The sequence below is a fragment of the Agarivorans sp. B2Z047 genome (genome assembly GCF_023373605.1).
In the GTDB taxonomy this organism is placed as follows: Bacteria; Pseudomonadota; Gammaproteobacteria; order Enterobacterales; family Celerinatantimonadaceae; genus Agarivorans; species Agarivorans albus.
The window spans coordinates 4,877,607-4,902,644 of record NZ_CP088080.1 but is presented as its reverse complement, the minus strand read 5'-3'; the positions used below and the strand labels follow the sequence as shown (position 1 = coordinate 4,902,644).

20 protein-coding genes and 1 pseudogene are annotated in these 25,038 nt (G+C 42.6%); 14 read left to right on the top strand and 7 right to left on the bottom strand.

Features of this window, described 5'->3' with window-relative positions; all coding sequences use genetic code 11:
* Nucleotides 1-19 precede the first annotated feature (19 nt).
* The 4 genes from LQZ07_RS22580 (at nt 20) to LQZ07_RS22565 (ending at nt 1,763) form a co-directional block, all read left to right on the top strand.
* Complete coding sequence (locus tag LQZ07_RS22580) at nt 20-349, top strand: hypothetical protein (protein ID WP_152785650.1); 330 nt, start codon at nt 20-22, stop codon at nt 347-349.
* Nucleotides 350-427: 78 nt separating this feature from the next.
* Complete coding sequence (locus LQZ07_RS22575) at nt 428-934, top strand: DUF2199 domain-containing protein (protein ID WP_152785648.1); 507 nt, start codon at nt 428-430, stop codon at nt 932-934.
* 111 nt (nt 935-1,045) lie between these two features.
* Complete coding sequence (locus LQZ07_RS22570; protein ID WP_152785646.1) at nt 1,046-1,327, top strand: hypothetical protein; 282 nt, start codon at nt 1,046-1,048, stop codon at nt 1,325-1,327.
* Nucleotides 1,328-1,367: 40 nt separating this feature from the next.
* Complete coding sequence (locus LQZ07_RS22565; RefSeq protein ID WP_152785644.1) at nt 1,368-1,763, top strand: hypothetical protein; 396 nt, start codon at nt 1,368-1,370, stop codon at nt 1,761-1,763.
* A 137-nt stretch (nt 1,764-1,900) separates the two neighbouring features.
* Here the strand turns inward: LQZ07_RS22565 and LQZ07_RS22560 are convergent, their stop codons facing one another.
* The 3 genes and pseudogenes from LQZ07_RS22560 to LQZ07_RS22550 form a co-directional block, all read right to left on the bottom strand.
* Complete coding sequence (locus LQZ07_RS22560; RefSeq protein ID WP_227981647.1) at nt 1,901-2,509, bottom strand: oxalate:formate antiporter; 609 nt, start codon at nt 2,507-2,509, stop codon at nt 1,901-1,903.
* A gap of 9 nt (nt 2,510-2,518) precedes the next feature.
* Nucleotides 2,519-2,605 (bottom strand): annotated as a pseudogene (locus tag LQZ07_RS24610) (nucleotidyltransferase domain-containing protein); the annotation flags it as partial.
* 412 nt (nt 2,606-3,017) lie between these two features.
* Entirely contained in the window at nt 3,018-3,221 is a 204-nt protein-coding gene (locus LQZ07_RS22550) for an AlpA family transcriptional regulator (protein WP_227981645.1), read from the bottom strand.
* 214 nt (nt 3,222-3,435) lie between these two features.
* On the opposite strand from LQZ07_RS22550, the gene LQZ07_RS22545 reads away from it, so the two are divergent.
* The 5 genes from LQZ07_RS22545 (at nt 3,436) to LQZ07_RS22525 (ending at nt 9,012) form a co-directional block, all read left to right on the top strand.
* Nucleotides 3,436-3,906 carry a recombinase family protein gene (locus LQZ07_RS22545; protein ID WP_249483397.1) on the top strand — a complete coding sequence of 157 codons (471 nt, stop codon included), beginning with the start codon at nt 3,436-3,438 and terminating at the stop codon, nt 3,904-3,906.
* 61 nt (nt 3,907-3,967) lie between these two features.
* A complete protein-coding gene (locus LQZ07_RS22540) occupies nt 3,968-4,228 on the top strand; it encodes a hypothetical protein (RefSeq protein ID WP_152785640.1) in 261 nt (86 codons plus the stop codon).
* 422 nt (nt 4,229-4,650) lie between these two features.
* Nucleotides 4,651-5,367 carry a hypothetical protein gene (locus LQZ07_RS22535; protein ID WP_152785638.1) on the top strand — a complete coding sequence of 239 codons (717 nt, stop codon included), beginning with the start codon at nt 4,651-4,653 and terminating at the stop codon, nt 5,365-5,367.
* On the top strand, nt 5,312-6,568 hold the full coding sequence (locus tag LQZ07_RS22530; RefSeq protein WP_152785636.1) for a hypothetical protein: 1,257 nt from the start codon (nt 5,312-5,314) through the stop codon (nt 6,566-6,568). The genes LQZ07_RS22535 and LQZ07_RS22530 overlap by 56 nt, the downstream gene beginning before the upstream one ends.
* Nucleotides 6,569-6,816: 248 nt before the next feature.
* Nucleotides 6,817-9,012 carry a site-specific integrase gene (locus LQZ07_RS22525; protein ID WP_152785634.1) on the top strand — a complete coding sequence of 732 codons (2,196 nt, stop codon included), beginning with the start codon at nt 6,817-6,819 and terminating at the stop codon, nt 9,010-9,012.
* Between the two features lie 249 nt (nt 9,013-9,261).
* Here LQZ07_RS22525 and LQZ07_RS22520 read toward each other — a convergent pair whose 3' ends face one another.
* The 3 genes from LQZ07_RS22520 to LQZ07_RS22510 form a co-directional block, all read right to left on the bottom strand.
* The gene (locus tag LQZ07_RS22520) at nt 9,262-10,110 is read right to left on the bottom strand and encodes a helix-turn-helix transcriptional regulator (protein WP_152785632.1); all 849 of its coding nucleotides are present in this window, start codon (nt 10,108-10,110) and stop codon (nt 9,262-9,264) included.
* 76 nt (nt 10,111-10,186) lie between these two features.
* Nucleotides 10,187-10,501, bottom strand: a complete 315-nt coding sequence (locus LQZ07_RS22515) for a PTS fructose-like transporter subunit IIB (RefSeq protein WP_152785630.1) — start codon at nt 10,499-10,501, stop codon at nt 10,187-10,189.
* A 15-nt stretch (nt 10,502-10,516) separates the two neighbouring features.
* Nucleotides 10,517-11,575, bottom strand: coding sequence for a PTS fructose transporter subunit EIIC (locus LQZ07_RS22510; RefSeq protein ID WP_152785629.1), 1,059 nt, complete (start codon nt 11,573-11,575; stop codon nt 10,517-10,519).
* Nucleotides 11,576-11,884: 309 nt separating this feature from the next.
* Here LQZ07_RS22510 and LQZ07_RS22505 point away from each other — a divergent pair, with 309 nt between their 5' ends.
* From LQZ07_RS22505 to LQZ07_RS22485, 5 genes are all read left to right on the top strand, one after another.
* Entirely contained in the window at nt 11,885-12,193 is a 309-nt protein-coding gene (locus tag LQZ07_RS22505) for a PTS fructose transporter subunit IIB (RefSeq protein WP_152785627.1), read from the top strand.
* Nucleotides 12,194-12,211: 18 nt separating this feature from the next.
* Nucleotides 12,212-14,704: a phosphoenolpyruvate--protein phosphotransferase gene (ptsP, locus tag LQZ07_RS22500; protein ID WP_152785625.1), complete on the top strand. Its 2,493-nt coding sequence runs from the start codon at nt 12,212-12,214 to the stop codon at nt 14,702-14,704.
* 475 nt (nt 14,705-15,179) lie between these two features.
* A complete protein-coding gene (locus tag LQZ07_RS22495) occupies nt 15,180-21,137 on the top strand; it encodes a CBM35 domain-containing protein (protein ID WP_152785623.1) in 5,958 nt (1,985 codons plus the stop codon).
* Nucleotides 21,138-21,314: 177 nt separating this feature from the next.
* The gene (locus LQZ07_RS22490; RefSeq protein WP_152785621.1) at nt 21,315-23,339 is read left to right on the top strand and encodes a cellulase family glycosylhydrolase; all 2,025 of its coding nucleotides are present in this window, start codon (nt 21,315-21,317) and stop codon (nt 23,337-23,339) included.
* Between the two features lie 135 nt (nt 23,340-23,474).
* Nucleotides 23,475-24,020, top strand: a complete 546-nt coding sequence (locus LQZ07_RS22485; protein ID WP_152785619.1) for an RDD family protein — start codon at nt 23,475-23,477, stop codon at nt 24,018-24,020.
* 78 nt (nt 24,021-24,098) lie between these two features.
* Here the strand turns inward: LQZ07_RS22485 and LQZ07_RS22480 are convergent, their stop codons facing one another.
* Nucleotides 24,099-24,896 (bottom strand): transporter substrate-binding domain-containing protein, encoded by a 798-nt coding sequence (locus tag LQZ07_RS22480; protein WP_152785617.1) that lies wholly within the window; start codon nt 24,894-24,896, stop codon nt 24,099-24,101.
* Between the last annotated feature and the right edge of the window lie 142 nt (nt 24,897-25,038).

Below are 25,038 nucleotides of genomic sequence, written 5' to 3'. Positions count from 1 at the left end.
TGGGGCGTTAAGTGCTTATATGGATCAAAATAGCGTTGAATTGCTACAAAAGATTTTTGAAATAATTGATTCTGACCTGTCTTCGAAAGGTTTTGATTATCTGAGATTTGAATACTCATGTTTGAGATGGGATGGTCTTGGAATGAAGGAATGCAGCTTAACTTTTCACGATGATGAAGGGCTTCATGAAGATTGCTCAATCGAGGATCATAAAATACATTTCTTATTTGATGATTTACATAGAGAAATGAAGGATCGCGGCGAAGATTGGAAGTCATGTTTCATTATATTTGAACAAGGAAAGGTGAAAACTAGATTTGGCTATGAAGAAAATCCACCACCTTGGTAAAGCACTTAACAAACACGGGTTGCGGATTCGTAACCTCACCGCAACCGAAAAACGTTAGCCAATACGTAGAAAGGAATTATGGCAGGAATATTTAGCTTTAAATGCTCATGTTGCGGGAAGCAACACGAAGGATCTCCAAGCTTCGGATTCAAGGCGCCTGATCCTTGGTTGGGTCAACCTGATGAAATTAAAGAACAGGGGAAAATTGGAGATGATCTTTGTTATTACACCGATGAAGACGGAACCCACTATTTCGCAAGGGTCGTAATTGAAATACCTATTCATGGTGTTTCTGATCCATTTATGTGGGGTGTCTGGGTATCGCTTAGTGAAGAAAGTTACAACCATTACCTCGAAACATGGAATGAACCAGATTTGGAGCGCGTGTATTTTGGTTGGTTTTGCAGTGCACTACCGTATTATGAGTCCACTCATTCTCTAGCTACGGATGTTCACCCTCAAGCAGAAGGCGCTCGTCCTTATCTTTGCCTTCATGAGACAGATCATGAGCTTTACCATGATCTAACTAATGGCATTAGTATCGAGAAGGCTCAGAAAATCGCAGAGATCGCAATGCATGGCTAACAAGGCCGTTAAATTCGTTCCGGCCACAAAAAGCGTGGCCTCCACCGGACTGCCTACGCGTTGCTTCGGCAGCCGTTTACGGCAGCGTTATGTGTAAATAAGGCTCAGGCTATGGAAGAGTATGATTATTTTAACGAATCTGTTCCTGATGGAATATCAATTGCAATAGATGCTTATGATTCAAGTCTTGAATGCTGTGGCCAAGATGGCCACGAACTATTGGTGAAAACATTTGGCCCTCACGTTAGTGGCAAGGATTTAAAATCAGCATCGGAAGAAGATTGTTTAAAGTTTGCGTCTGTAATGAAGGACTATTTTGAACTTTCATACTCACCAACAGCGAAAGATGCTAAAACAATCATTGATAAGGCGTTAGTCCAGTGGGGCGGGTGATTTTAGTGCATACACATAATTAGCGTTAAGTGAATCAGCAATGAGTGAAACTAAGATCTATGTATTCTCTGGCACTTTTAGCTGTATTGAAGAAGCCTGCTTATATTCTCAACCTCAATGGGAACCGGAGCCTGATGAGTCAGTTTCCGATGACGAATACGAAAAATGGGAGGATAGTAATCCTTCACACCAACTAGAGAAGAACATCGATTCATATCTAGATGAAGATTTTATTGAAACAGTTGATTTGAACTACGAGTATTTGAAAAGCTTCAAATTGTCTGAATCTGACATGGATAAAGTAAAAGAGAAAAGTGCAGGAGATAATATTTTCGTCTTAGTGTTTGAAGATGCTTTGGGAGGGTTTCGCTTAGAAAATGAACCGAAATCAACTTCCCAGCTAAATTTTTGTGGTGCATACAAGTGCGTACTGTAAAGTCACTTAACAAGGCGGTGTTGTCGCCTTCGGCTGGGACTGCCATTCCGCTGGCGCTCCGTGTCAGCCCCAAACCGCGGCGTTATACCAAATTGGTGAGTCACATAAAAAGGGGCAAATAAATGCCCCTCTAAGCTTTACTGATGAGTTTCGTCCTCAAAGTACCGAGTACATATCTCTTGCGCGTCAATGTTCTTTTGTATGTCTTCGCGTTCTCTTAACTCTAGGTAGAAGGTAATACATTGTTTAACTGCAAGTGTCAGCTCTATTTTTTCTGGTCGCGCTACCGTTTGTTCTAGCTTCTTACTGAACTCAGGTAAGCGAGTCTCGATTTTTCGAACTCCCGAAGGTGTCAGGTTAGCTTGCTTTAGTGCAAGTGGTGAGAGAACAACTATGCGAATAAATGATAAGAACTCTAGTGCTTCAAAATACTCGCCACGAGCAATTTTAGTAGCTGCGTAATGTGTCCATATCCAAAAACGGTCTTCAATCCACTGTGGGTCGGGCTGGGGATATTTAGATTCCGTAGTTTTGAAAGTGTCGGTGAGCAAAGTATCTTGTTCCCAAAGAACTTTAGTATCATCAACACGAATAGCGGCGTCGGGCAACGAGACAAATTTGAAATCGACATGGACAGCGTCGGGAGCATAGAGTGCAATGACTAACCTTGGTTCTCCGACATGTTCACCAGTAAAGGCTGCGACCTTACCTTCAATACTATCGACAATAGTAAAACGGTCGTCCATTACAGATTCAAATTGTTCGGGTTTAACCGCAATAACTAAATCTAGATCGCTGTATTTATCTAATGTGTCTGTAGCATATGAACCACTTGCGCCGATCCCAACTATTCTTGGATCTTACTGTAGTTTCTGAACAATTTTGTCTAAAAGCTGCTTGTGAGTTTCAGGGAGAGTTTTTGGATATTTCATATTTTACCTTCGTATCTAACAGTTAGTTAAAACTACTCAGTTGGTAGTTAGTGCGGTAAAATCAACGCAGCATTGCAGTATCGTTGGAAACGAATTTCAGCGCAACAAAATTTGGTATAACAAGCAATTTAAGAGCGATTCGTTAACGTGTGCCTTAATTGGGCGTTAACACCAACTGTTCCATACTTTCGCTAATCCGAAAAACCATTGAATAAGTCATCGCCCAAACACGCTTTTGTCCAATAATGAGTTAACAACTGACACCTGTGTCAGTTGTTAATGATATTGTTTAAATGGAATGACGCCGCTATCGGATCGTTCATTATGCGTAATGTAGGTTCTCGAGCCATTTTTCAACATCCTTTTTTTTCCATGCAACTCTGCGTTCTGACAAACGAACAGGTTTTGGGAATTTACCTGCTTGGCATAGTCGATAGATTGTGGAGGCGCTTAATCCTGTTTTTGCCGCAACTTGTGATTTATTTAGTAGTGTTCCGCTGGGAGAATTGTTCATACCGTTTTCCATATTTAGAGTCTCCCTAGTGCTAGTTTAACTTCTAGAAGTGGTTTAGCGGCTATTTTTAGAACAAAAGGAAGCATGTGGCGGTTCATTTATTCCTTTTGGTTATACAAGGTGTTTGTACACGTATGACATTTAGTACCTTCCCTCTGTAAACCCACTAGTTTGGCAATGTTTATTTAGGGCATACCCATGTGACCGGCAGCTGTATGGCATTTCGTTGGATACCATTTTTGAAGATAAGGTTAGTGGCAGCACCACTGACAGACCAGGGTTAAATCAATTACTTTCCCATGTTCGCAGTGGCGATGTTGTTCACGTGCATGACATATCTCGGCTGGCTCGTAACACCGGTCACTTGCTCGAACTAGTTGAACATCTTCTTAGTGCTGGTGTAACCATTACTTTTCATAAAGAACAGCAAATGTTCTCCGCAGATAACGCCAACCCAATGAACCAGCTCATGCTCACTATGTTAGGGGCTATTTATCAGTTCGAGCGGTCTTTAATCCTTGAAAGGCAGCGAGAGGGGATTGCGATTGCTAAAAAGCGTGGTGTTTACAATGGTCGGAAGCGGTCTATCGACACTCATAAGGTAAAAGTGCTGCGAGAAAGCGGAATGAGTTACAGGAAAATAGCTCAGGAGCTAAGCATCAGTTTGTCGAGCGTGCAGCGAGCATTGAAGGCATAAACTCAGAAAATGGTCAGTTTTTTGGTGAAATAGTGTGGCACTAAATAGAAGAGATAACACTATGTGCACACAAACTACATTTACTAGCCAAGAAGAAACACTCATTAACGCGTGGCTAACTGTTGATGAAGAAGCAGCAGCAAACTGTGCCGCCAAACGCCTGTCTGACTTACGGGTATACCAGTTGCCGGGCCTATACCTAGTCTCTTTGCCAGAAGATATTGGTTGTGAATCGTTAACTCTGGCATTGCTGACAGTCAGTGATATATCGGTTAAAACTTTAAAACACAAAGTGCGCCAAGAATGCCCTCACTGTGAATAAACCAGTCGGCCCTGCGCCGGCTGTCTTTAACGGGTTATAACGAGGTGGCCAAATTTAGTTGACCACTACAGAGCTTAATCAACAGCCGCACTTCATCGACCTTTCTCTTGTTGTAAATCGAAAGCTGAACTTCATTCCGTTCATCATTGTTTTTCACTGTAAGTTAACTAAATTTTATGGCCTCCAACTAACAAACCAACATCCCTGTTGATGTTTCGTTGTTTATATGTTTTTCAATGAATCCATAAGTAAATAAAAAAAAGCATAAAACTCCAGGTAAAAGTTAATAGGGAGGTGTGTTTTTAGAATAAATATCTGCGAGTTAGAAGGTTGTAGAATTTTATTGTTTTTTGTTTTTTTTAGAGAAATCGCCTTTAAAAGTTAAGCATTAACTAAGAGTTCAAAAGAAAAGGTAATTGATAATGAGCGAAAATGTAACTTCTACAGCCAGTTCTGAGCGCACAGCAGAGCTTGATAACGTTTCTAATTGTACAGAGCTGAATAAACCGATGGAAAAACATCTTTTCCATTATGCGCAAAAGATTGATTTCGGGGGGACAGTTGTAGAATCGATAACGCCTACTGTCATTGAATACGTAAAAGCAACAGAGGGAACGGCAAAACACACGGATTTTGTCGGTCATTTTGCGGCAGCATATGCTATGCAAAATACGGATGGTGTTATCGCTAGAATCCCAAAAACCGTCACATTTTCACTCACCAAAGAAGACCGAATTTATTTAGAGTTCAAGTCGCTACTTCATTGCTCTGAATATAATACGATTTTGACATCTTTCGCCGCTTGGGTGCACATGCATCCTGAATTTATCTCTGGTATGAGTTCAGCCTCAGAGGCTGCTGCTCAGTTGAAATTGGCTATTGTCGGTATTCCTCGTCGCTCTATTTTAGTTATCTGTAAGAAATTAAAGAATGGCGAAACTAGTGCTTCATTGCGTAGTCATTTTGAGCGCATAGAAGAGCTGATGGTGAAGCTAAAATACCGGCCAACGCATGGGTTTGAGAAGGAGCAAAAAAACAAAATTGATAAACAAAAGGCGCTAGTAAAAAAAGAGGAGGGGGGCAATGAAGCTGCACAAGGAGCTAGCGACAAGAGCGCTACAGATAGCAGTGAAATCTAGCAAACCTGGAGCAGGTTTTTTAGCTGCAACGTTGCTTACCGGTTTAACAGGTAAGCTCTATTTCACACTATCGAATAACAGTAAAGCTATCGCTAATCATGAAGTGTGCAGTGGCTTGCACTTTATCTGCATTAATTGCAGAGCGATTGATTTGAAGCTGGATGCCGCACAAGAAAGCTCTCCGTTCGCAGGTGTTCAGCGAAAGGTTAGCCTTCGAATTCCACACTGTATTGGTGAAAAGCTACTGAAAGATATAGCGCAATTTAATTCATATGAAGATGCCAATAGGGCTGTGAGGGAACTGTTGAAAACTCATCAGTTCGCTCCGCATGTCACATGGCACCGCTTAGCTTTGAGAGCAAGTAAAACGCTACAAAAAGAGGGACTGGTCAGTGCGCAGCTCTACGGTTCGCAAACCGATACTAGTTATAGTGCAGACGATATGGCTGTCATTAAAGAAAAGCATCAAGCTATTATTTCTCGCTGGATTGATGCGCCAGAGCTGACAGTTTTGCATGAAGAGCCAATTGAAAATCACAGTGAATATTGGGGAACGCAAGGGTTGCTCAAACACGCTGAATTGAAACAGGTTTTGAATTATAGCCAATCAACCATCAACAACGCACAGCTCGACTATGCCAAAGCTCCGTCTTTTCATACTCGCATCGCACTGCATAATGCCCACGCACTAAGGACGTCTTTGATTTGGCATTTAGCAACAGCATCGAGGCCACTTATAGATAAAGCTGTGCGGGCTAGTGATATCGATTGGAATTATCAGTGTGCATCATTGCCAAATAAGAGCCGTCTTGATACTCGTGTGATACCGCTTTGTAGCACAGCTATAAGTGCGTTATCTGAGTATGAACGTTGGTGCGAGTCACTAACTGGAACTATGGCGAAGCTTGTTACTGATTCATTGAACGCTAAGGTGCCACTATTTGGCCTTTTTAACTTCAAAGGGCTATCTGTCACCTACACCCCGCTTGTTCCTAAGGTGAGTGCTTCTATATACTTTCAGGGAGTCAAGGCTCCTTCTAACTGGTCAAGAAAAACCACTATTGATTACCTCTGGCCGTATTTTCATGACTCACCGGCCTTTGATGCTTTTATTGATCACAATAAAGCACAAGCGAGCGTTAGTGAAATGAAAGAAATAGCCGATGTAATAGATAGCTGGCTTATCAAGCTGATGGAATGAGTTTTAGTGCTATTCACCTAACGCAAGCTAACGACTACATAAGCAATGTGTTGAACTCGTCTGAAGTCAGGCCGGAGGGGGTGATCTGTGCTCTAGGTTTATCGCTGGTAATAAATGGCGGTGTACTACGACTACCACTTTGGCGGCGGTTGATGGAGCAGATAAAAAACAAAGCTCCACTCGAGGTTTGTCAATCATCGATATGGCTACAGTACACGGGGCATCCCGCTTTAAACGAGCGAGGTAACATGCGTAACGCAGACAAGAGCGAGCAATTCATAGAGGGACGATGGTATCCCGATAATGTGTCACTGAGTTTATTGCTGGCTTTGCATAAACAACAGGGGGAAATCGATAATAGCGAGGATATAGATTGGCATTCTATCCAGAAAAAATCTGGCATTAAATTCAGCTTTAGGCAGCTTAGTATTGATGTGCGACAGTGCTGGATGCGCCGCCCCGATAATACGTTAACTGAGAGTCTTGTGAAGGTTATAACAGGTGAGTACCCCACAGCCCCACTTGACCACGCTCGGCACCGTGTTTGGATTACCGGCAATGAAGAGGTGTTGCTAACACGTCGCTTTAGTGTTGATGAGGGGGAACCTGATGCTGAGCTCAATCTTACAAATGCAGAGCAGCTTGCGAGGCATGATTTAAAGCTGATTAAATCCTGCTTTAGGAAATACCAAGATAATGCCGAAAAGTATAACACTCGCACCAATGCCGCCAAGCTGGTCAAGCAAGTGCTACCTCAGCTCTCTGCGCCGGGGCGCTGTATCGCCGCTTGGCTTAGCTGGAAAATAACCGAGGGCAGAAAAGTTCTGGTATCCACAGCTCAAAAATATGCGGTATTACTCGGTGAAGAGTGTTTCCACTTACTTGCGGGAATAATCGAAGAGTCCGAAGGCTCTGTGGCTGACTTAATTAATGAAAATATCCCCGCCCTTCGAGAACGTTTAGATGAGCTTTGTGGGGGAGGTGTCGCTGAAGATAGAGTGCAATGTATACGCCGCTTTTTAAATGACTTGCACTCACTCAGTGATGAGAAAAACAGCACTAAAAGACCATTTAGAGGGGCGGCATTTGCCGCCAAATTTGTCAACGCAGGGCTGATGAGCCGTGGTCAGTTTTGCAAAATTCTTCGAATCCAACCTGGAGGCATTGGGCCTCTCGAGTGGTGGTCGTGGCTATCAACCTTGCGCCAGCAAGGCTTACGCTGTGGGGAGCTCAGTTTAATCAAGCCTGCGGACGGGGAGTTCTATACCGACGGCCTGCTTGAAACGCATATCCACGGACGAGTTAAAACGCGCTCGGCTAATCGTTTGGTTACAACGCAGGATGAATGTGTAAAGCTCTTCTATGCTATGCGCAAATGGCTCTTGTCTAAAGATACTAGGCTATTAATGCCATTAGGCTACAAGGGGGAAAAATCTATTGTTTCAAAAGTGGTTAATGAGGTTATTAATCAAGTCCTAGATGATGAAGATATGGTCGCCCATACACTCCGGCATACTTATGCCAGCGAAGCATTTGAAGATATTTTAGATAGTTACTCTTTCGCAACATTTAAACTAGAGGAGAGGCTAAGCGAGCTGTCGACAAAGTTGGGGCACAGTTCGATAGCGGTGACCTTTGCTAGCTATATACACAATAGTGACAGCCTCATTGCAAAACGCTTAAATGCTATGACAAAGCCTTTAACGGCAGAGCAGATGGCTGCATTAACTCACACTCGCTTTATTTCTTCAGCTAAATCAAATCAAATGAAAATAAACGGTCAGCGCAAGCAATTGATGAATGCATTCCTTCGTCTCGATACTGTTATTGTTCACCAGCACAGGCAAGGGCGAATGGCGCTAGAGATCCCACCGATTAATGATGTCTCTCATTTAATTGCTGTATTTAATGCGTTAGCGTTGCTGCCGTTTTACAAAGAGGAAAAAAACTGGTTTGAGCAGAAGTTACGGTATGTATGTGAACGCTTTCCAAACCTAGATAAATCGAGCAAAGTTTTGGGGGTGAGCAAGCCTAGATCAAAAGCCGATTCAACGTTGTTTGAGCATGTGTTCGTTAATGCATTAATGCTGCTTCAAAGAAAACCAACCGCAGAGCTTGATCTGTTCACGTTAATAAAGTGCTATCGTGTTAACGCGAGTCCGAACGGTTTCTATTGCTGCACACTTAAAGAAGCGAGAGGAGTGCTGAAGTGGCTCGCTCGCTTATTACCTGCTGATACTGAACTAAACATTAAAGTCGTTCAATGCGAACACGCTTTGATTTATCACAGTGAGTGGCAACGAGCGCTGAACGGGTTTGCTTTGAGCCCAGATGGGGCAACAAAAGGTGAACTGATGATCCAAGTTTACTCAAAAGTGGGCAACAACAGCGGTTCAGGAGTTCTCCCAGCGCTAACATGTATTGCTCTTCATTTGCTACGGTAGCGTCCCCCTTCCGCAATCTGTGTAAGTAGTTTTTAAGCCGTGACTGAGCAAAAGAGACGATAATGCTGCGCGTTTTTGGGTCTTATTTTACGCAAAATAGGTTCAAAGCGTGGTTCGTAGCGTTTTGATATTTATTGAAGCTTGACGGTATTTATTTTTGTAAAGACAAGAGCGGTTATGTAAAAAACCTTCGTAAACAATGATTTAGATAGTTGCACTTGAAATCGCAAAACTATAATTACGCTTTATTCAATTCAATCTATATTGGGTGGGGGTTTTTCCTGTTTTCGATTTAAATACTCGGCAGAAATAGTTAGGGTCTTGAAACCCTGAGCGGCGAGATATTTCATCAAGTTTAAAGGGGTAGTTTTTTAGCAAAAACTTAGCACGTTCTAGTCTTACCCAAGAAATGTAATCAGCAAATCTCATATGGCCTTCTAGTCTAAAAACTCTTGATAAGTGGCTGGCTGAAACATTGAAACGTGTCGCTACGGTGTCTCGAGTAATATTTTTATGAAAGTTCTCTTGCACGTAGATGCAAATACTTTTGTAAAGCTCTTCACTGCGGTTCTTCACTTTTAACTTTGGTCTATCTACTAGAGTTTTCGACGCCCCAACCAAGGCTAAAATTAGCGCTTTTAGGGTGACCGTATTGTCAGATGTTTCTTGGTAATTTAATGCGGTTAGCGCGGAAAGTATATGCTCTACTGGACTACCTGGATGGCGTGGAACGCTATGCTTAATAACATCGTAGAACCCTTCATCATTTGCATGCTTGCTCACTAAGCTAAAACCTAGTTGGCTTTTACCAAACAATAAGCTCAAAACAGAGCATTCTTGCTGCCAGTTGGGTTTATTCCAAGCATTGGCGGGTATGAACAGCGCATCACCAGCCTTTAAGTTTGTATGTAGTATTCTACCTGTGCTGTCTTCAATTGCGTTTTCATAGTTGCCTTTAAATACTAATTCCAAGCGCGGGAAGCTTACTTGGTAGCATTCCTCAGGCGGGGAGTTATGACCACTTGCACAATAAACATTAGCAAGTGATGAAGGTTCACTTAATACTGCATCGAATAGAAAGGTAAAAGTATTTGGCATAGCTATAACGAAAGTCAAATCGTAACGTTATCATAAATTGTGGGGTTTAAATAAGTTAAACCCCACAAAAGCTGTATTATTGTGTTGCTAGATGTTTCTCTATTTTTTCCATTATTTGTGGTGCTTTTTTTACTGCATCAGCAACGCCTACTCTGACAATTTTTTTGCCTTCAAATCGCTGCTCATTCTTAATGGCGATGTCTTTGGTGAGAATAATAATGTCGGCCTCTGATACTTCTGAGGTGCTAATTTCATTTTCAATCCCAATTGAGCCTTGGGTTTCTACTTTTACTTGCCAGCCCTTTCCTTTCGCTGCAGTTTCTAAAGCTTCTGCGGCCATATAGGTGTGTGCCACGCCTGAAGGGCAAGATGTTACTGCTAATAGTTTCATGGTGTTTCCTTTGAGTTAGTCGAATTCTAGTTCTAGTGAGTCATCGACTTTGGTGTTATTGCTAGACTCTGATTGTTCAGTAATTGGTTTCTTAAGGCTGTTTACCATTACAGCTGTAACCACAGCACCTGCTAATGTTGCTAGTAGGTAGTACATTCTTCCATCGACCACCGGTAGAACAATTAGCCCGCCCCACGGCGCGTGGTTGGCTACGTTAAACATGAAAGCAACGACGTTGCCTACCATTCCGCCAACCACAATGGATGGAATTACGCGAATTGGATCTGCAGCTGCGAAGGGAATTGCGCCTTCTGTAATACCGATACAGCCCATAATGCCTGCGGCTTTTCCGGCTTCTTTTTCTTCTGCAGAATAGCGTTTAGGTGACAATAGTGTTGCTAAGAACATTCCTAGAGGAGGTACACAAATTGCGACGCCTACACCACCCATAAGTTGCGGGTTTTCGAATACTTGTGTTTGAGCGAATAGGGTTGCTACTTTGTTAATAGGGCCGCCCATGTCGAATGCGGTCATACCGCCTAAGATCATACCTAATACCGCTTTTGAAGCACCAGCCATGCCTTGCAGCCACTCGTTTAAGTTGGCCATGGCGAATGCGATGGGGCCTCCGATAACCCAAATGACTAAGCCGGATACGATGAAGGTGCCACCAATAGGTAAAATAAAGTATGTCGATAAGGCTCTAAGTTTGGTAGATAGTGGGATCTTTTTAAGGTAAAGCACTACGTAACCCGCTAAAAAGCCAACGATAATGGCACCTAAGAACCCAGCACTAACTTGGTTTGCTAGGTAAGCGCCAATCATACCTGGTGCTAGGGCGGGTCTATCTGCGATTGAGTAGGCAATATAGCCGCCTAATACAGGTATAAATAAAGTAAAACCAGCAATACCCATATCCCATATCCCGGTGAGTAACGCGCCTTCAGGCACAGCACCTTCACCATTTAACATTACCGATAATGCGAGTAGCACACCGCCGGCAACAATAAATGGCAGCATATGGCTGGTACCTGTGAGCAAGTGCCTTTTTAGTTCCGATATTTTGTCTTTCATTTTGTCACTCCATGTTTTTATTTAGAGGGATGTAATCCCTTGTTGTTTTTCTAAACAAATTATCTGCAGCTGAGCGCACGCTTAAAATGAGAGAATTGAGGCTTAAACTGGACTTTTGTAGCAGAAAGGAAGGGCTGTGATAGAGGTCTCAGTTGATTTCGTATCGTTACTATTTGGTTGTGTGGTGATCTGGTTCACAAGGTGTGTTTTCGGGTACAAATGTCCAGTTTTTAGCGACTAAATCCTATTTAACTTGCTTAAAATTTCACGAATAGTGAGCACCATTACGCAAGCAATTTAGGACGACTAATGAATGTTGTAGCTATTACTGCCTGTCCAACAGGTATCGCTCATACCTATATGGCAGCAGACAAACTGGTAGAAACTGCAAGGAAGCTGTCGATTGGTATTAAGGTGGAGACTCAAGGTGCAATGGGAGTGGAGAACAAGTTGACTCCTCAGGATATCTCCCATGCCGATGTAGTGCTAATCGTGGCTGATATTCGCATTCAAGGTGCTGCTCGTTTTGATGGAAAACCGCAAGTTAACGCCAGTATTCAAGAATCTTTACAGCAAACCCAAAAGCTTATTTTGCGTTGTAAATCCATGGTTTCTTAAGATAGATAAGGTAGTAAAATGTCTTTCCAACAACAATTTAAATGTGTGCTGCCCAATGGTATCCATGCACGACCTGCTAGTTTATTAGAAAGTGTTTGTAACCCGTATTACTGCGATATTAGTTTGCATAATCTGCGAAATGGCAACGTAGGGAATGCAAAAAGTATGTTGAGTTTAGTGGGCACGGACACACTCTTAAACGATGAGTTTGTCTTAATGTTTGAGGGAGAAGATAGCCAAACGGCTATGCTAGCGCTTACTCAATTTATGAATGAGCGTTTTCCATATTGCGATGATGATATCACGCCAGTAGAGGTACAGCGATCAGTACCTATTCCGCAGTCTTTGTCGCGGCACCAGCCTTTTTTACTGCGCGGAAAATCATTGGTTAACGGCATTGCTAAGGGAAAGCTAGTTGCCAGTTCTGAGGCTGATCTAAGTTTGTTTTTGAATTGCTCATCAGATCAGGGAAAACCGTCTTTCCAGCAAGTGCATAAAGCTGTAGTAGCAGAGTTAGAGGCTGAGAAGTTGCAAGCCTCTGGTAAAGAGTCTGAGATTCTAGCTGCGCACCTATCTATTTTACAGGACCGAGAGTTTCTTGAATATATAGAAGAACAGCTGGTTCATCAGCCTATTGCTCATGCCATATTGGCTGCCTTAGAAAGCTTTAAGGCGATGTTGGAGAGATCAAATAGTCAATACCTTCGTGAGCGAGTATTAGATATCAAAGATGTCGCGTTGCGTTTACTGGTGAACGCATACCCGAATGTGAATATTGAGCAGCAAAGCCAACTGAGCGAAGCTACTATTTTACTCGCTAGTGAACTAACCCCTTCTCAGTTTCTAGCACTTGATAAACGTTACTTAAAAGGGCTGGTATTAAGTGACGCAGGTAGTACTTCTCACACTGTTATTCTAGCCAGGGCTTTTGATATTCCTACCTTGGTGAATGTCGATTACGAGTTATGCCATGCCGAACTCAACTCGGAAGTGTATTTGGATTGTTTGTTAGGTGTTGTTGCGATTAAAGCTGATGACAATGTAAGCGTATATTTTGAGCGGGCGTTGAAATTACAGCAACAACAGAAGCAACGATTTAGTGAGTATACCGACAAACTAGCAATGACTACTGACGGTCATGAGGTAGAAATAGCAGCGAACATCGCGTGTTCAATAGAGGTTGCTCCGGCTATAAAAGGCGGGGCTCAAGGAGTGGGGCTTTTTAGAACAGAAATGCTCTTTATGGACCGGAGTGAAGCCCCTAGTGAACAATGTCAGTATCAAGAGTACCGTGAAGCGTTAATCGCTGCTCAAGGTAAGCCTGTTATTATTCGTACAATGGATATTGGTGGTGATAAACCACTCGACTATTTAAACCTACCTAAAGAAACCAACCCGTTTCTTGGCTACCGTGCGGTAAGAATCTATCCTCAATTTTTAGAATTGTTTCATTCACAGCTTAGGGCAATATTAAGAGCAGCTTGCCATGGTGCAGCCAAAATTATGATCCCTATGGTGCACAATGTTGAAGAGATTCGCTGGGTAAAGCAGCAGATTAGCCTAGTTGAAAAGCAGCTTAAAGAGGCAGGACTTGAATACAACAACAGTGTGCCACTGGGGATTATGGTAGAGGTTCCCGCGACCGTGTTTATTATTGATAAGCTTGCTCATGAAGTTGAATTTTTCAGTATAGGTTCTAACGACATGACGCAATATCTGTTAGCGGTGGACCGAGATAATGATGCAGTGTCTTCTCTGTATAACAGTCTGAGCCCTGCTTTTTTAAGAATGTTAGGGCAAATTACCTTAGTTGCCAAACAATACGGCCGCTGGGTAGGAATGTGTGGTGAGCTTGCTGCCGATCCTAAAATACTCCCACTTTTGGTTGGGGCAGGCTTAGATGAGTTAAGCATGAGCTCGCCAAATATTGCTAAAACTAAACAGCAAATTGCCGGTTTGAGTTTTATTGAATGCGAGGCCTTATACCAACAAGCCTGCGAGTGCTCTACTCGGGCTGAAATAGAAAAGCTTTTGAGTGATGCAGAGTCTGAGAAAACGGCGCTACCACTGCTCGACGAGGCTTGTGTATTTACTCAGCTGGACGTGATAAACAAGGAAGAAGCTATTCAAGCGCTAGTTGGGAATATTGGTGTGCTTGGTCGTAGTCAAAACGCACTATTACTGGAAGAAGATATTTGGGCTAGAGAAGAAATTTTTTCTACCGGCTTAGGAAATGGTTTCGCTATTCCTCATACTAAATCAGACAATATAGAACACTCGACCATTAGCATTGCGCATTTAGATCATGCAATTAACTGGCATTCTGATTCGGGGGATGTCGATTTCATTATTATGCTTACTTTAAATAAGGCTCATAGTGACCAGCATATGCAAATTTTTTCTAAATTAGCGAGAAAACTAATCCACGAAGACTTTCGTGGTCAACTTAAAGCAGCAACTGAACCAAGCAAGATAATTACGATATTACAAAACGAATTATTCTCTAGTTAGTTATTTCTTTAACTAAGCTTTGTAATTAAGAAAAGGGGCTTTTACCCCTTTTCCCACCTGCGCTTCATCGTTAAATCATATACACGGCAGCTCAATAGTGAGCTGCCGTTTTTCGTATTTCAATTGAAGTATTTCACAAGCAAAATTGGATGCGATTTAATCAGTGAATTGTGTTTATGTCGTATAAATTGCGATTGCCTCGCTTGCATAGAGTTAAATACTGACAAAAGCCTGTTTAGTAAATTTTTGTGATCTATGATCGAAACGTTACGATTTTTATTTGGTAGCGTATAAATAGTCAAATGAGCGGACTACAGATTGTTTTACCGCTGCAGTCATTGATTTAACTCAGGTCTTGGTATCTGAGTTTTATGCATCTAACCAATAGTGAATTGTTAATAAATAACCTTATCGATAAATCGTAACGTTATTTATTGGCTTGGTTTGTCCGAATTTAAGGAATAAAGAGGACCTGATGAAAATCAAAATAGGATATTTTTTGGTTATGGTCGCTCCTACAGCATGGGGAGCGAGCATTTGTGATTCAGCCAATTGGGATACTAACATTCAATACAAAAATGATGAGTTAGTAGTATTTCAAAATGCTGAGTACAAGGCCAAGTGGTGGAATAAAGCAACTACACCTGACAAGTCTGATCAGTGGGGCGCCTGGCAGTGGTTACATGATTGTGAGCTAGCAGAAACTCCCCTACCAAACCCCGGTACTCCTGCCAGTGAGTTTGTATTAGTTCCAGCAGATGCAGCTTTAGACGGCGCGGATCTAACTGATAACGCGGTAAACTTGAAGAATGGTTTAGCAACTTGGCATATAAATGTAGCTAATGCTGGACAGTACGCTGTGGAGTTCGACTATCGCTCCCCTCATGGTGATAAAACCAATACTTTTTTTGCCGGGAGTTACTCCGAGCAAGTTTTAACGCCACAGTCTAGCAGCACACAAACGCTGAGCTTTGACATAGACCTAGCAGCCGGCTCAAACTCTATAGGTGTAAATGGTTCAAATGGAAACTGGGGTTACATTTTCATCGAGCAGGTTCGAGTTACGGCTAAGTCTACGCTGCTAACACCACCACAACTGAGTCAAACTCAGATAGACTACGACTTAGCCAATAATGTCCCATTAGCCCTTAGCTTAAGTGCTGGAAGCTACCAACTTACCCATGTAACAATCAACGATACTCAAGTAAGTGACTATAGTTTTGATGGTTCGCAGTTAGTATTATCAGCTTCATTGATGGCGACATTGAGTGAAGCAGAGCACAATGTCGAGTTAGTGTTTTCAGCTGAAAATGCCGAAGATGTTGCTTTAAGCCTAACGCTCAATGTTAGTGATTCTGATACTAGTAATAATCAAACTTATACCTTAGTTCCAGCTGATGCCGTTTTAGGCGGCGAAGCTCGAATTACCAATGGTTCGGTTGATGTTAAACATGGTGTGGCAACTTGGTCATTAGAGCTTGCTAGCTCTGGTAAGTACACCGTAGAGTTTGATTATCGCTCGCCCTATTCAGCTAAAACAAATGTCTTGTTCATTGGCGATTACCAAGAGATCTTCACCTCTGAACATAGTAGTGAAAAGTTAACCCATTCTATTGAATTAGATTTGGCTGCTGGGCTAACTGAGTTGGGCGTTCAAGGAGAAGGCAACGAAGGCTACATTTTTATCGATGAGATAAGAGTGATCAGTGAAGGCCCTACACAGCCAGTTCCTGATAAACCTAGTACTAGTGTTAGTACTGTTAGTTTCGACTTAGCAAACCCGACTAGTGTAGATGTATCTGTAACGCCTGGGGACTACCAACTATCAGCGCTTATGGTGAATCAAAACCTTCTAAGTGCTGACCAGTACAGCTATGCAAATCAACAATTGATTCTAGAAAATAGCTGGTTAGAGGGGCTAAGCCTTGGCCGTTACACTGTTAACCTAACTTTCAGTTTAGATAGTTATGCAGATCAACAGATAAGTTTCACCTTAAACGTTATCGACTCAGATAAGCCAAAGCCTGATTACCCTGGCTCAGAAGTCACCGATAGTACCAAAGAAAACTATGCTGATTATGCGGATACAATCGCTCATGTAGATCTTAACGACTACATCTCACAGCAAGACCAAGATAAGCAATTTGCTAGCTACGGTAACTTATACGATAAATCTCTTTACGCTACTGGCTTAGGTGAGGATGTTGGTATTGCCTGGGCTGGCTGGAATCCTGCTCACTACGAAGCAAATAAAGCCACTAAAATGGCGATTATCGACGAGATGAATATTAAGCGGGTGTCGTTCATTCCTACTTACTTCATAGATACCTACAGTGAGGGAGTACGTTGTGAGGATACAGCAAATACCTTAAGTGCGAGCAAACAAGTTGATTTACTTAACGAGTTGATGGGTAAAGGTGTGCGTATTAACTACCGCCCACATATCGACCCGATGAAGTTTTCATGGGTGCAGGCAAGCCCGAATGCTGATCCTGGGCAACTTAACTGGCGAGGTTTGTTCGATAAACTAGACCCAATGAGCGATGGCTATGTATGTATTGTTGATAAAGGTCTAGATATTCTGGAGCAGGTTTTAGCAAGCTCAGCATTGCCGCTAAAAGAACCCATTCGCTTTGATATTGGCGCCGAGTTGATGGAGTCAACTAAAAAGTTCCCTCATCGTTGGGTTGAGCTGGTAAATCATGTACGAGCAAGAATTGCAGCTAGTTCAGAGCTACAAGCTAACGTCACTGTGAGTCATAACTTTAGTCATCACGTTCAGTACTTGATGGAGATTGAAGAGCATCCAGAGTACTTTACGCGTATTGTCTCTGGAGACACTTTCCACAACTATCCTAACTTGTTGTTTGTTGATGATATGACTCAACAGCAACGTGCTGATTTGGCAGACTATATTCGTGCACTAGATATTGTGACGGTATCTCAGTACATGCCAATGGATGTAGTAAATCCTATCTCTGATCCAAAATCGACCAATGTCCCAACTACGGCTGAAGACGTAAAAGTTGCGCTGCAAAAACATGAGCAAAACTTTATTCAAAAAGTGTTAATGGGCAAATTGGGTATTGATAAAGATGACATACCTTCATTCCACCTTGGTGAATACGGAATGGGCATTAAAGGTTTGGTAACGCCTAATGTATGGGACGCAACCGCTGTAACCAATGAAGAAATGGTTAGCTATGAAGCACATCAAGTGCATGCTCAAATCGCAATCAATGGCTTGCTGGCGTATATGCAAGATCCAGAAACTATCGCTAAATCATTGATGATTTGGGTAAGCGGTGCACCTTATGACGTGATTGGTTTCTATGAAGGAGATGGTCAAGGTTTAGATGTGGGTGATGCTGGGCATGGCTACCCTGGTAAAAAGCCTTATAACGCCAATGCTGCCAACGACTTGAAGAACTATTGGACGCAGTCTGGAAGTGTCGATCCAGATCCACAAGCACCACCTAAAACTATTAGCTATCAAGGACAAGAGCTGTTTTTAAATGGGGTAAATGTTGCTTGGTTTAACTTCGCTAACGACATAGGTAATGGACTTGATGAAGCGTCTTTACGTGCTGCTTTGCAAGATGTAAAAGACTCCGGCGGTAATACACTTCGTTGGTGGATGCATACTGATGGTGCTTATACACCTGCTTGGGAAGTTGTTGATGGAAAAGCATTAGTTGCCTCACCGGGCGGAAGCTTTATTGCTGACCTGAAACAGGCCTTAGATATTGCTGCTGAATATGATGTTTACATCCAGCCAAGTCTTTGGTCGTTTGACATGTTGCGTTACAACGATGTACGTAATAATCCTGTTGCTAACAACTTTAGCTTGTTAAGTGACGATACAGTATTACAAAGTTATATCGATAATGCGCTTGTTCCTATGGTCAATACGCTAAATAGTCATCCTCAGCTGATTGCTTGGGAACTATTTAATGAACCTGAGAATATGACAGAAGGCTGGTTTACTGGTTTAGATGTAGTGAATCACTTTCCTAGCTTAAATCAGTTACAGCGAGTGCAAGCAAAAATGGCTGCCGCTATTCATCGCGCCGCAGAAGCTAATGGAGAAATTGCATTAGTAACAACGGGTTCTAAGTCGATGGGGAAATATAACTCAGATGTAGCTGGTGGTAGTAATTTGTATTCAGACGCAGCATTAATTAGTGCTGCCGATGGAGACCAACTGGCAACTTTCGACTTTTATCAGCCGCATTACTACAACAACGAAGGTAAAAATGGTGCGTGGTCGCCATTTCATCATGACGCAAAGTACTGGGGCGTATCAAAACCAATCGTATTGGGCGAATTTTACCTAACCGACTTAACCGTAAATGGTGAAACCCTAACTGCAGCTGATATGTGTAAGCGTTTATATGATAACGGCTATGCAGGAGCTTGGGGATGGCAGTGGAATAAATACCCTGAACAAGCCAAAGCTTGCATGGCTGGCGTATTGAGCGAGCCTGTTGACCCAACGGACCCAACGGACCCAACGGACCCAACGGACCCAACGGACCCAACGGACCCAACACCGGTAGACCCCATAGAAACTACAGTGCTAAGTGGTACTGACGCATCTCTAGAAGGTGATGCAGTGTTAAGCGGTGCTGACGTAAGTTTGCAAGGTGCAGGCTCTAAAGCCAGCTGGCATTTTAGTGTGGCTGAAGCTGGTGAGTATCAAATAACTCTGCACTACAGCGCACCACATGGGGCTAAATACAATACGGTGAGTCTAGATGGTTTAGGCTCTAGTATAAACTTTAGCGCTGAAGCGAATGGTGAATACACTCAAACACTAAGCCTAGAAGCGGGAAACCATGTTCTTGTGGCTGAGGTGTTAGGTAGTGATTGGGGCTACATTGACCTACATGGTGTAAGCATCAGCTTAATGGGCAGTTTGAACATAAGTAGCCCTGCTAACCTAGCGCAATTGCCTTCTGGAAGCGATATTGAAATTGTCTTCAGTAAGCGTGGTGAAGGAGCGGTTACTTACAGCCTAAATGGTAGTGATAGTGAGCTTTACTATGGTGATAGCCCACTTGTTATCGCTAATCAAGGGGATGGAGTATATCGTATCTCCTTGGGGCTAGAAGGCACTAAAATTAGTGAGTCATTAAGATTGAATGTTGGTGAAGTAGCAGTTAGCGCCTTTGTCGAAACTGATGGTACTAACTTCATCTTAGATGGAAAACCTTTCTACTTTAATGGTACCAACCAATACTACGTAATGTACAAGCCTGAGCCAATGGCCAAAGACTTCTTTGACCGTGCTGCTCATATGGGCTTAACTGTTGTTCGCACTTGGATGTTCTGTAACGATGATCGCACCCACGATGGCGTTTGCATCAACCTAGAAGACAATGGGCAGTTTATTTTAAGCATTCCAGAAGAACAACGTAGTGATAGTCAGAAGGCCATAATCAAGCGTAGTTTTGAGTTGTTTGACAACTACGTCGCATTGGCCGAAGAGCGTGGTATTCGCCTCGTTCTATCATTAGCTGACCATTGGGACTACTTTGGCAATGTGGATAGCTACGGCGGTTACGCAAGTGTGAGCGGGCGGGAAACATTTAAAGCCTTTATCACTAACTTGCTAAATCATACTAACGCGCTTACTGGCGTTAAGTACAACGAAGACCCAACTATTATGATGTGGGAACTGGCTAATGAACCGCGTATTGGTAGTGACTTAAACGGCTTCAAAGCGTGGGTAGACGACATTGCAGCACACCTCGCAGAACAGGCGCCTGATCAGTTGCTATCGATTGGTATGGAGTCATCGTTTGGTTTTGGTGGTTCTGGTGATGATTACGAAAACTTAAAAATCGTTAACGCAAACCCACACATCGATGCAATCAGTGCTCACTTATACCCAACGTGGTGGAATATGAGTGACAATCAAACCTTGGGCAACTTTGATAGTTTGGCTGCGTTAGCTACAGAGCTCAATAAACCTGCCTACATTGGTGAGTTTAGCTGGCCTGCTAATGTAGTTCGCGCTAGTGACTCTGCTGATGATAAGAGTTATTCAACAGGTACCATTGAAGCAGGCTTAGCCAAGCGTACTCAGTTGTTTGAGGCTTGGTATGACAAGGCTTGGCAAAACAAAGATACTATTGCAGGTATGCTAAGTTGGCAATTATCAGGCTTAGAGTGGGGTAACGGTAATGGTACTCCAGGTAGCTGTCAGTGGTGCTCTGGACCTTACGGTGAGTACTCGGGCGGTTGGACTGCCAATAATGACGGTTTCCAGTTCTACTGTGTAATGGATAGCTCTGAACTTTCTATCACGGGTGTTGGCGCACCTGGTAATAATGTAGAAGGTGAAGGGATTCGCTTAGATTTACACGAGCCAGTTTGTGAGCTTATTCATACATACTCAGATATGTATAAACAGGCCTCAGGCATGTAGCTGGTAATAAACAACGTATAACAATAAAGGCGCTTTTGGCGCCTTTATTACGTTCTAAATCACATTTTTCTCGTTTTCTTTTTTTTTACTCTGAATAGCGTGTTTTTGCTAATGGATCGTAACGTTACGGTTTGGTAGTGTTTAACTAAGAGAAGTATTATTAAAAAAGGAATTTACATGGCGTTAAAGCGATTTATATTAAAGAATGCGGCTATTGGTATTTTGTCAATATTAGGCTTGGCGGCCTGCGGAAGTACTGCTACTCAGCATGAGGAGCCAGTGGTTTCGGTGCCTCAGGCTGAGCCTATCGCACAGTTCGTAAAGCAATCAGGCAAACAGCTTATGCTGTCAGGACAGTCCTTTCGATTTGCTGGTGCAAGTAACTTCTATCTTCATCGCAGTGACAACGTAACGATTACTTCATTTTTAGACGATGCAGAAGCAATGGGTCTAAACAGTGTACGTATTTTTGGCTTTTTGGATGGCGAAGACTACAACATGAGTTTACAACCAGAGCTAGGTGTATTTAAAAAAGCTGGCCAAAAAGATGCTTTAGAGCGTATTGATTTTATTGTTCATCAAGCCTCTCTTAGAGGTATTAGATTAGTGATTGTACTTACTAATAATTGGCCAGAATATGGGGGAGTTCCTCAGTACGTTAAATGGTTGGATTTAGAGAGCCACGATGAGTTTTTCAGCTCCAAGCAAGCCAAGGAGGCGTACAAGAAGTACGCCGCTCACTTAATTGGTCGTGAGAATCAGTATACCGGTAAGCGCTATAGTGACGATCCCACGATAATGACTTGGGAACTCATTAATGCTCCTCGAACTCAAGATACCAGTGGGCAACTGTTGGTTGAATGGGCTGATGAAATGAGTCGATACGTTAAGTCTATTGCCCCTCAGCAATTAGTGGCGCTGGGCAGTGAAGGATTCTTTAATCGACCTGGTAACACAGATTGGAACTATAACGGTAGCGAAGGTGTTGATTGGGAGCGCCTAATTCGGTTACCTAATATCGACTACGGAACTTTCCACCTTTACCCCGAATATTGGGAGAAAGCAGATGCTGAAGCTTGGGGGACGCAATGGATTGTAGAGCACGCTGAAGCCGCAAGCTTAGCTAATAAACCTTTTGTGCTGGAAGAGTATGCGATTTTAGCTAATGACATTAATAATCGTGATTTTGTTTACGACAAATGGCACAGAACGGCATACGCACAAGGTGCATCAGGAACCATGGTATGGGGCCTAAACAGCTTTAAAGATGCGGCTAAGAAAGAGCTCTACCCAGACTATGATGGCTATAGAGTACTGGCTGACCAAGGACGTACTCATCAGCTATTAGCACAACACTCTTTGGTTATGCGTGGCTTATTGCCAGGCTATGACGCACGCAGCTACATAACTACGCCTTCGCCACTACAGCGCATAGATAACCAGTGGTTAACTGTTAAAGCGAATGTATTGGCCGCATCATCGTCGGCTAAAAGCATGTCAGTTCGAACCAGTGTGGACAGCTATGAGTTAGATGGGCCTGACGCAGAGGGGTATTACACTGCTTACGTGGAGCTCGATCCTAGCACGTTGGGTGAGCAGCAAATATCGTTAGTCACTAAGTTGGACAATGGACAGCGCCTTAGTGATAAGTCCTCGGTATTGTACAACCCAACTGTGGTGGGTTATGAGCGAACTTTCACCTATGATTTTTCAAGTGGCTTAAAACAAGGCTGGCATAGTGATGGGGCTTGGCAAGCTAAATGGAATAAGCCGGCATTAACGATCAGCGATGATCTTGGCAAATCAATGTTGAAACTTAATGGTGAACTACCGGGTTTGGAAGAATGGGAAGAACTAAAAATTAGAAATAGTCGTATTCAAAACCTTAATCGCCAAGATCGTATTGTGTTCACTGCTTACATACCTGCTGATGAAACGGGTGCCGGCGGGGTACGACCTTACGCTGCTTTAGCTGATGGCTGGGTCAAATTGGGCATTGATCAATATAGAGAGTCTGTTTCGTCGTTAGAAAAGGTGATTGTTGACGACCAAGTATATTACAAACAGCTTGTAGAAATAGAGCTAGGCAATACCGCCGGTAAGCAGCCAGACATTTACATATGTTTTGTGGGTGAAAAGTTGCCTTTAAGCAAACCGGTTTATCTTGATGATATTCATTTCGAAAAGGCTTTATATAAATAATGTAGAGACTCCGTTAGTAGAACATTGAGTCTAGAGCAACAACGACATTTATTTGCCCTGAACTGATAGTTGCGTGAAACAGTGTTCGCGCAATTATCATTCTCGAATCTTAGGTTTAAGTGTAATAAGAGGGATATGGAGTACACAGGATTTTGGAAACGGTTTTGTGCTTATTGGATAGACGTAATCATTTCTCTTCCCATTATGTTTTTATCCCTATGGGGGTGCGAGCAATCTCGTTTGTTTCAGTTGTATTGGTTACTACCAGGACTGGTGATTGGCCTTGGGTTTCATGTGTATCTAGTAAGAACTTATGGTGGTACACCCGGTAAGCTGCTGCTTAACATTAAAATAGCCAAAGTTGACGGCACGGATGTGGGGTATAAAGAAGCAGTACTTCGCTATGCAGTGTTGTTTATCTGTTCTTTAGTGATGTCTATAGCGCTAGTTATAGTGGCATTAGATATGACAGATGCCCAGTATTTTTCGATGACATGGCTAAAGCGTCAAGCGTATATGGTCGAGCATACTCCTGTTTGGTACAACGTAGCCAATATCACCATGAGCATATGGATATGGAGTGAGTTCATCGTGATGCTTACAAACAAAAAGCGTAGGGCATTACATGATTTTGTTGCTGGAACTGTGGTCGTTCGCAATTTGCAGGTCACTGATAATTAAGGGCGGATTTATTATTTGCCTGATTGATAGCGAAGTACAACTGAGCAGCTTTAGCTTGAAGGTAATTGAAATAATCAGCTATTTATAGCTGCTTTTTTTATCTTCTTCAGAATCGACATCTAGCCCTTCACATAAGCTCGTATCAGAGCTAAATGCATCTAGGCAGTAGTGAATGAGTAAACCTTCATTTTTCATTGCGCGTAAGTGTGCAGTTAGTTCGTCTGCCAGAGCTCGGTGTTTACTGTGGATGTAGGGGTAAATAGTGACTGAGTCCAAGTTACCCGAGTCCATGATATGACCTTTAAATTCTTCGCTGTTTAATAGATGGCGAACTCCGATATCAGCTTGTACAAACATGTCTACGCGACCATATTTTACTTTCAATAAGCCTTGGCGAATGGATGTTACAGTGCCTAGTTTAGATTCTGGTAAAACTTTCTCTAGATTCAGTTTGTTGATTAGGGCTCCTCTTTTATATACCACTGTGTAGTTTGTGTTCTTAAAGCTTGCCCAGCCATTGCTTAACGTATTGCTATTGCTGGTGTGGGAGTAAGCGTTAATATTTATCTTATAGAGAGGAACATCTATCCTGATTTGGTTCGGGAAGTTATCTTGGTATTCATATACTCGTCCAAATTGACCGTCTATCGACCCCGCTATTGCTTTTTTAGTGGCTCTTGCTTCTGGTAAAGAGGTAATAAGTAATGGGATATCAAGGCGAATGAACAACTCGGTATAGATAGCGGTTAGCCATTTAGATGCACTAGAGTCTTCGACTTGATTCGAATACATCACAAAAGGGTCGGGTTTGGCAGGATTACTAGGTGAAGCGGAGGCGAGTTGAATAGTTAGGAGACTAGACCAGATAAATAGCATTGGAGTGTTTCTCATAATAGGGTAACTATGCTCTCGTCTTTTATGCCTAGCGCCCTTTAGTCTAATTATTTGAGTCTGTTTGTGTGTCTAAAGCGGGTGACTGGCTTAAGTTAATCTCTCTATGAGTTTAGTTCAGCATTAG

Coding starts and splice junctions, on each gene's coding strand:
- LQZ07_RS22480 (WP_152785617.1), bottom strand. CDS start 24,896: ATGCTATTTATCTGGTCTAGTCTCCTAACTATTCAACTCGCCTCCGCT.
- LQZ07_RS22560 (WP_227981647.1), bottom strand. CDS start 2,509: ATGGACGACCGTTTTACTATTGTCGATAGTATTGAAGGTAAGGTCGCA.
- LQZ07_RS22520 (WP_152785632.1), bottom strand. CDS start 10,110: ATGCCAAATACTTTTACCTTTCTATTCGATGCAGTATTAAGTGAACCT.
- LQZ07_RS22550 (WP_227981645.1), bottom strand. CDS start 3,221: ATGGAAAACGGTATGAACAATTCTCCCAGCGGAACACTACTAAATAAA.
- LQZ07_RS22490 (WP_152785621.1), top strand. CDS start 21,315: ATGGCGTTAAAGCGATTTATATTAAAGAATGCGGCTATTGGTATTTTG.
- LQZ07_RS22535 (WP_152785638.1), top strand. CDS start 4,651: ATGAGCGAAAATGTAACTTCTACAGCCAGTTCTGAGCGCACAGCAGAG.
- LQZ07_RS22510 (WP_152785629.1), bottom strand. CDS start 11,575: ATGAAAGACAAAATATCGGAACTAAAAAGGCACTTGCTCACAGGTACC.
- LQZ07_RS22495 (WP_152785623.1), top strand. CDS start 15,180: ATGAAAATCAAAATAGGATATTTTTTGGTTATGGTCGCTCCTACAGCA.
- LQZ07_RS22530 (WP_152785636.1), top strand. CDS start 5,312: ATGAAGCTGCACAAGGAGCTAGCGACAAGAGCGCTACAGATAGCAGTG.
- LQZ07_RS22580 (WP_152785650.1), top strand. CDS start 20: ATGGATCAAAATAGCGTTGAATTGCTACAAAAGATTTTTGAAATAATT.
- LQZ07_RS22525 (WP_152785634.1), top strand. CDS start 6,817: ATGCGTAACGCAGACAAGAGCGAGCAATTCATAGAGGGACGATGGTAT.
- LQZ07_RS22505 (WP_152785627.1), top strand. CDS start 11,885: ATGAATGTTGTAGCTATTACTGCCTGTCCAACAGGTATCGCTCATACC.
- LQZ07_RS22515 (WP_152785630.1), bottom strand. CDS start 10,501: ATGAAACTATTAGCAGTAACATCTTGCCCTTCAGGCGTGGCACACACC.
- LQZ07_RS22485 (WP_152785619.1), top strand. CDS start 23,475: ATGGAGTACACAGGATTTTGGAAACGGTTTTGTGCTTATTGGATAGAC.
- LQZ07_RS22540 (WP_152785640.1), top strand. CDS start 3,968: ATGTGCACACAAACTACATTTACTAGCCAAGAAGAAACACTCATTAAC.
- LQZ07_RS22565 (WP_152785644.1), top strand. CDS start 1,368: ATGAGTGAAACTAAGATCTATGTATTCTCTGGCACTTTTAGCTGTATT.
- LQZ07_RS22570 (WP_152785646.1), top strand. CDS start 1,046: ATGGAAGAGTATGATTATTTTAACGAATCTGTTCCTGATGGAATATCA.
- ptsP (WP_152785625.1), top strand. CDS start 12,212: ATGTCTTTCCAACAACAATTTAAATGTGTGCTGCCCAATGGTATCCAT.
- LQZ07_RS22575 (WP_152785648.1), top strand. CDS start 428: ATGGCAGGAATATTTAGCTTTAAATGCTCATGTTGCGGGAAGCAACAC.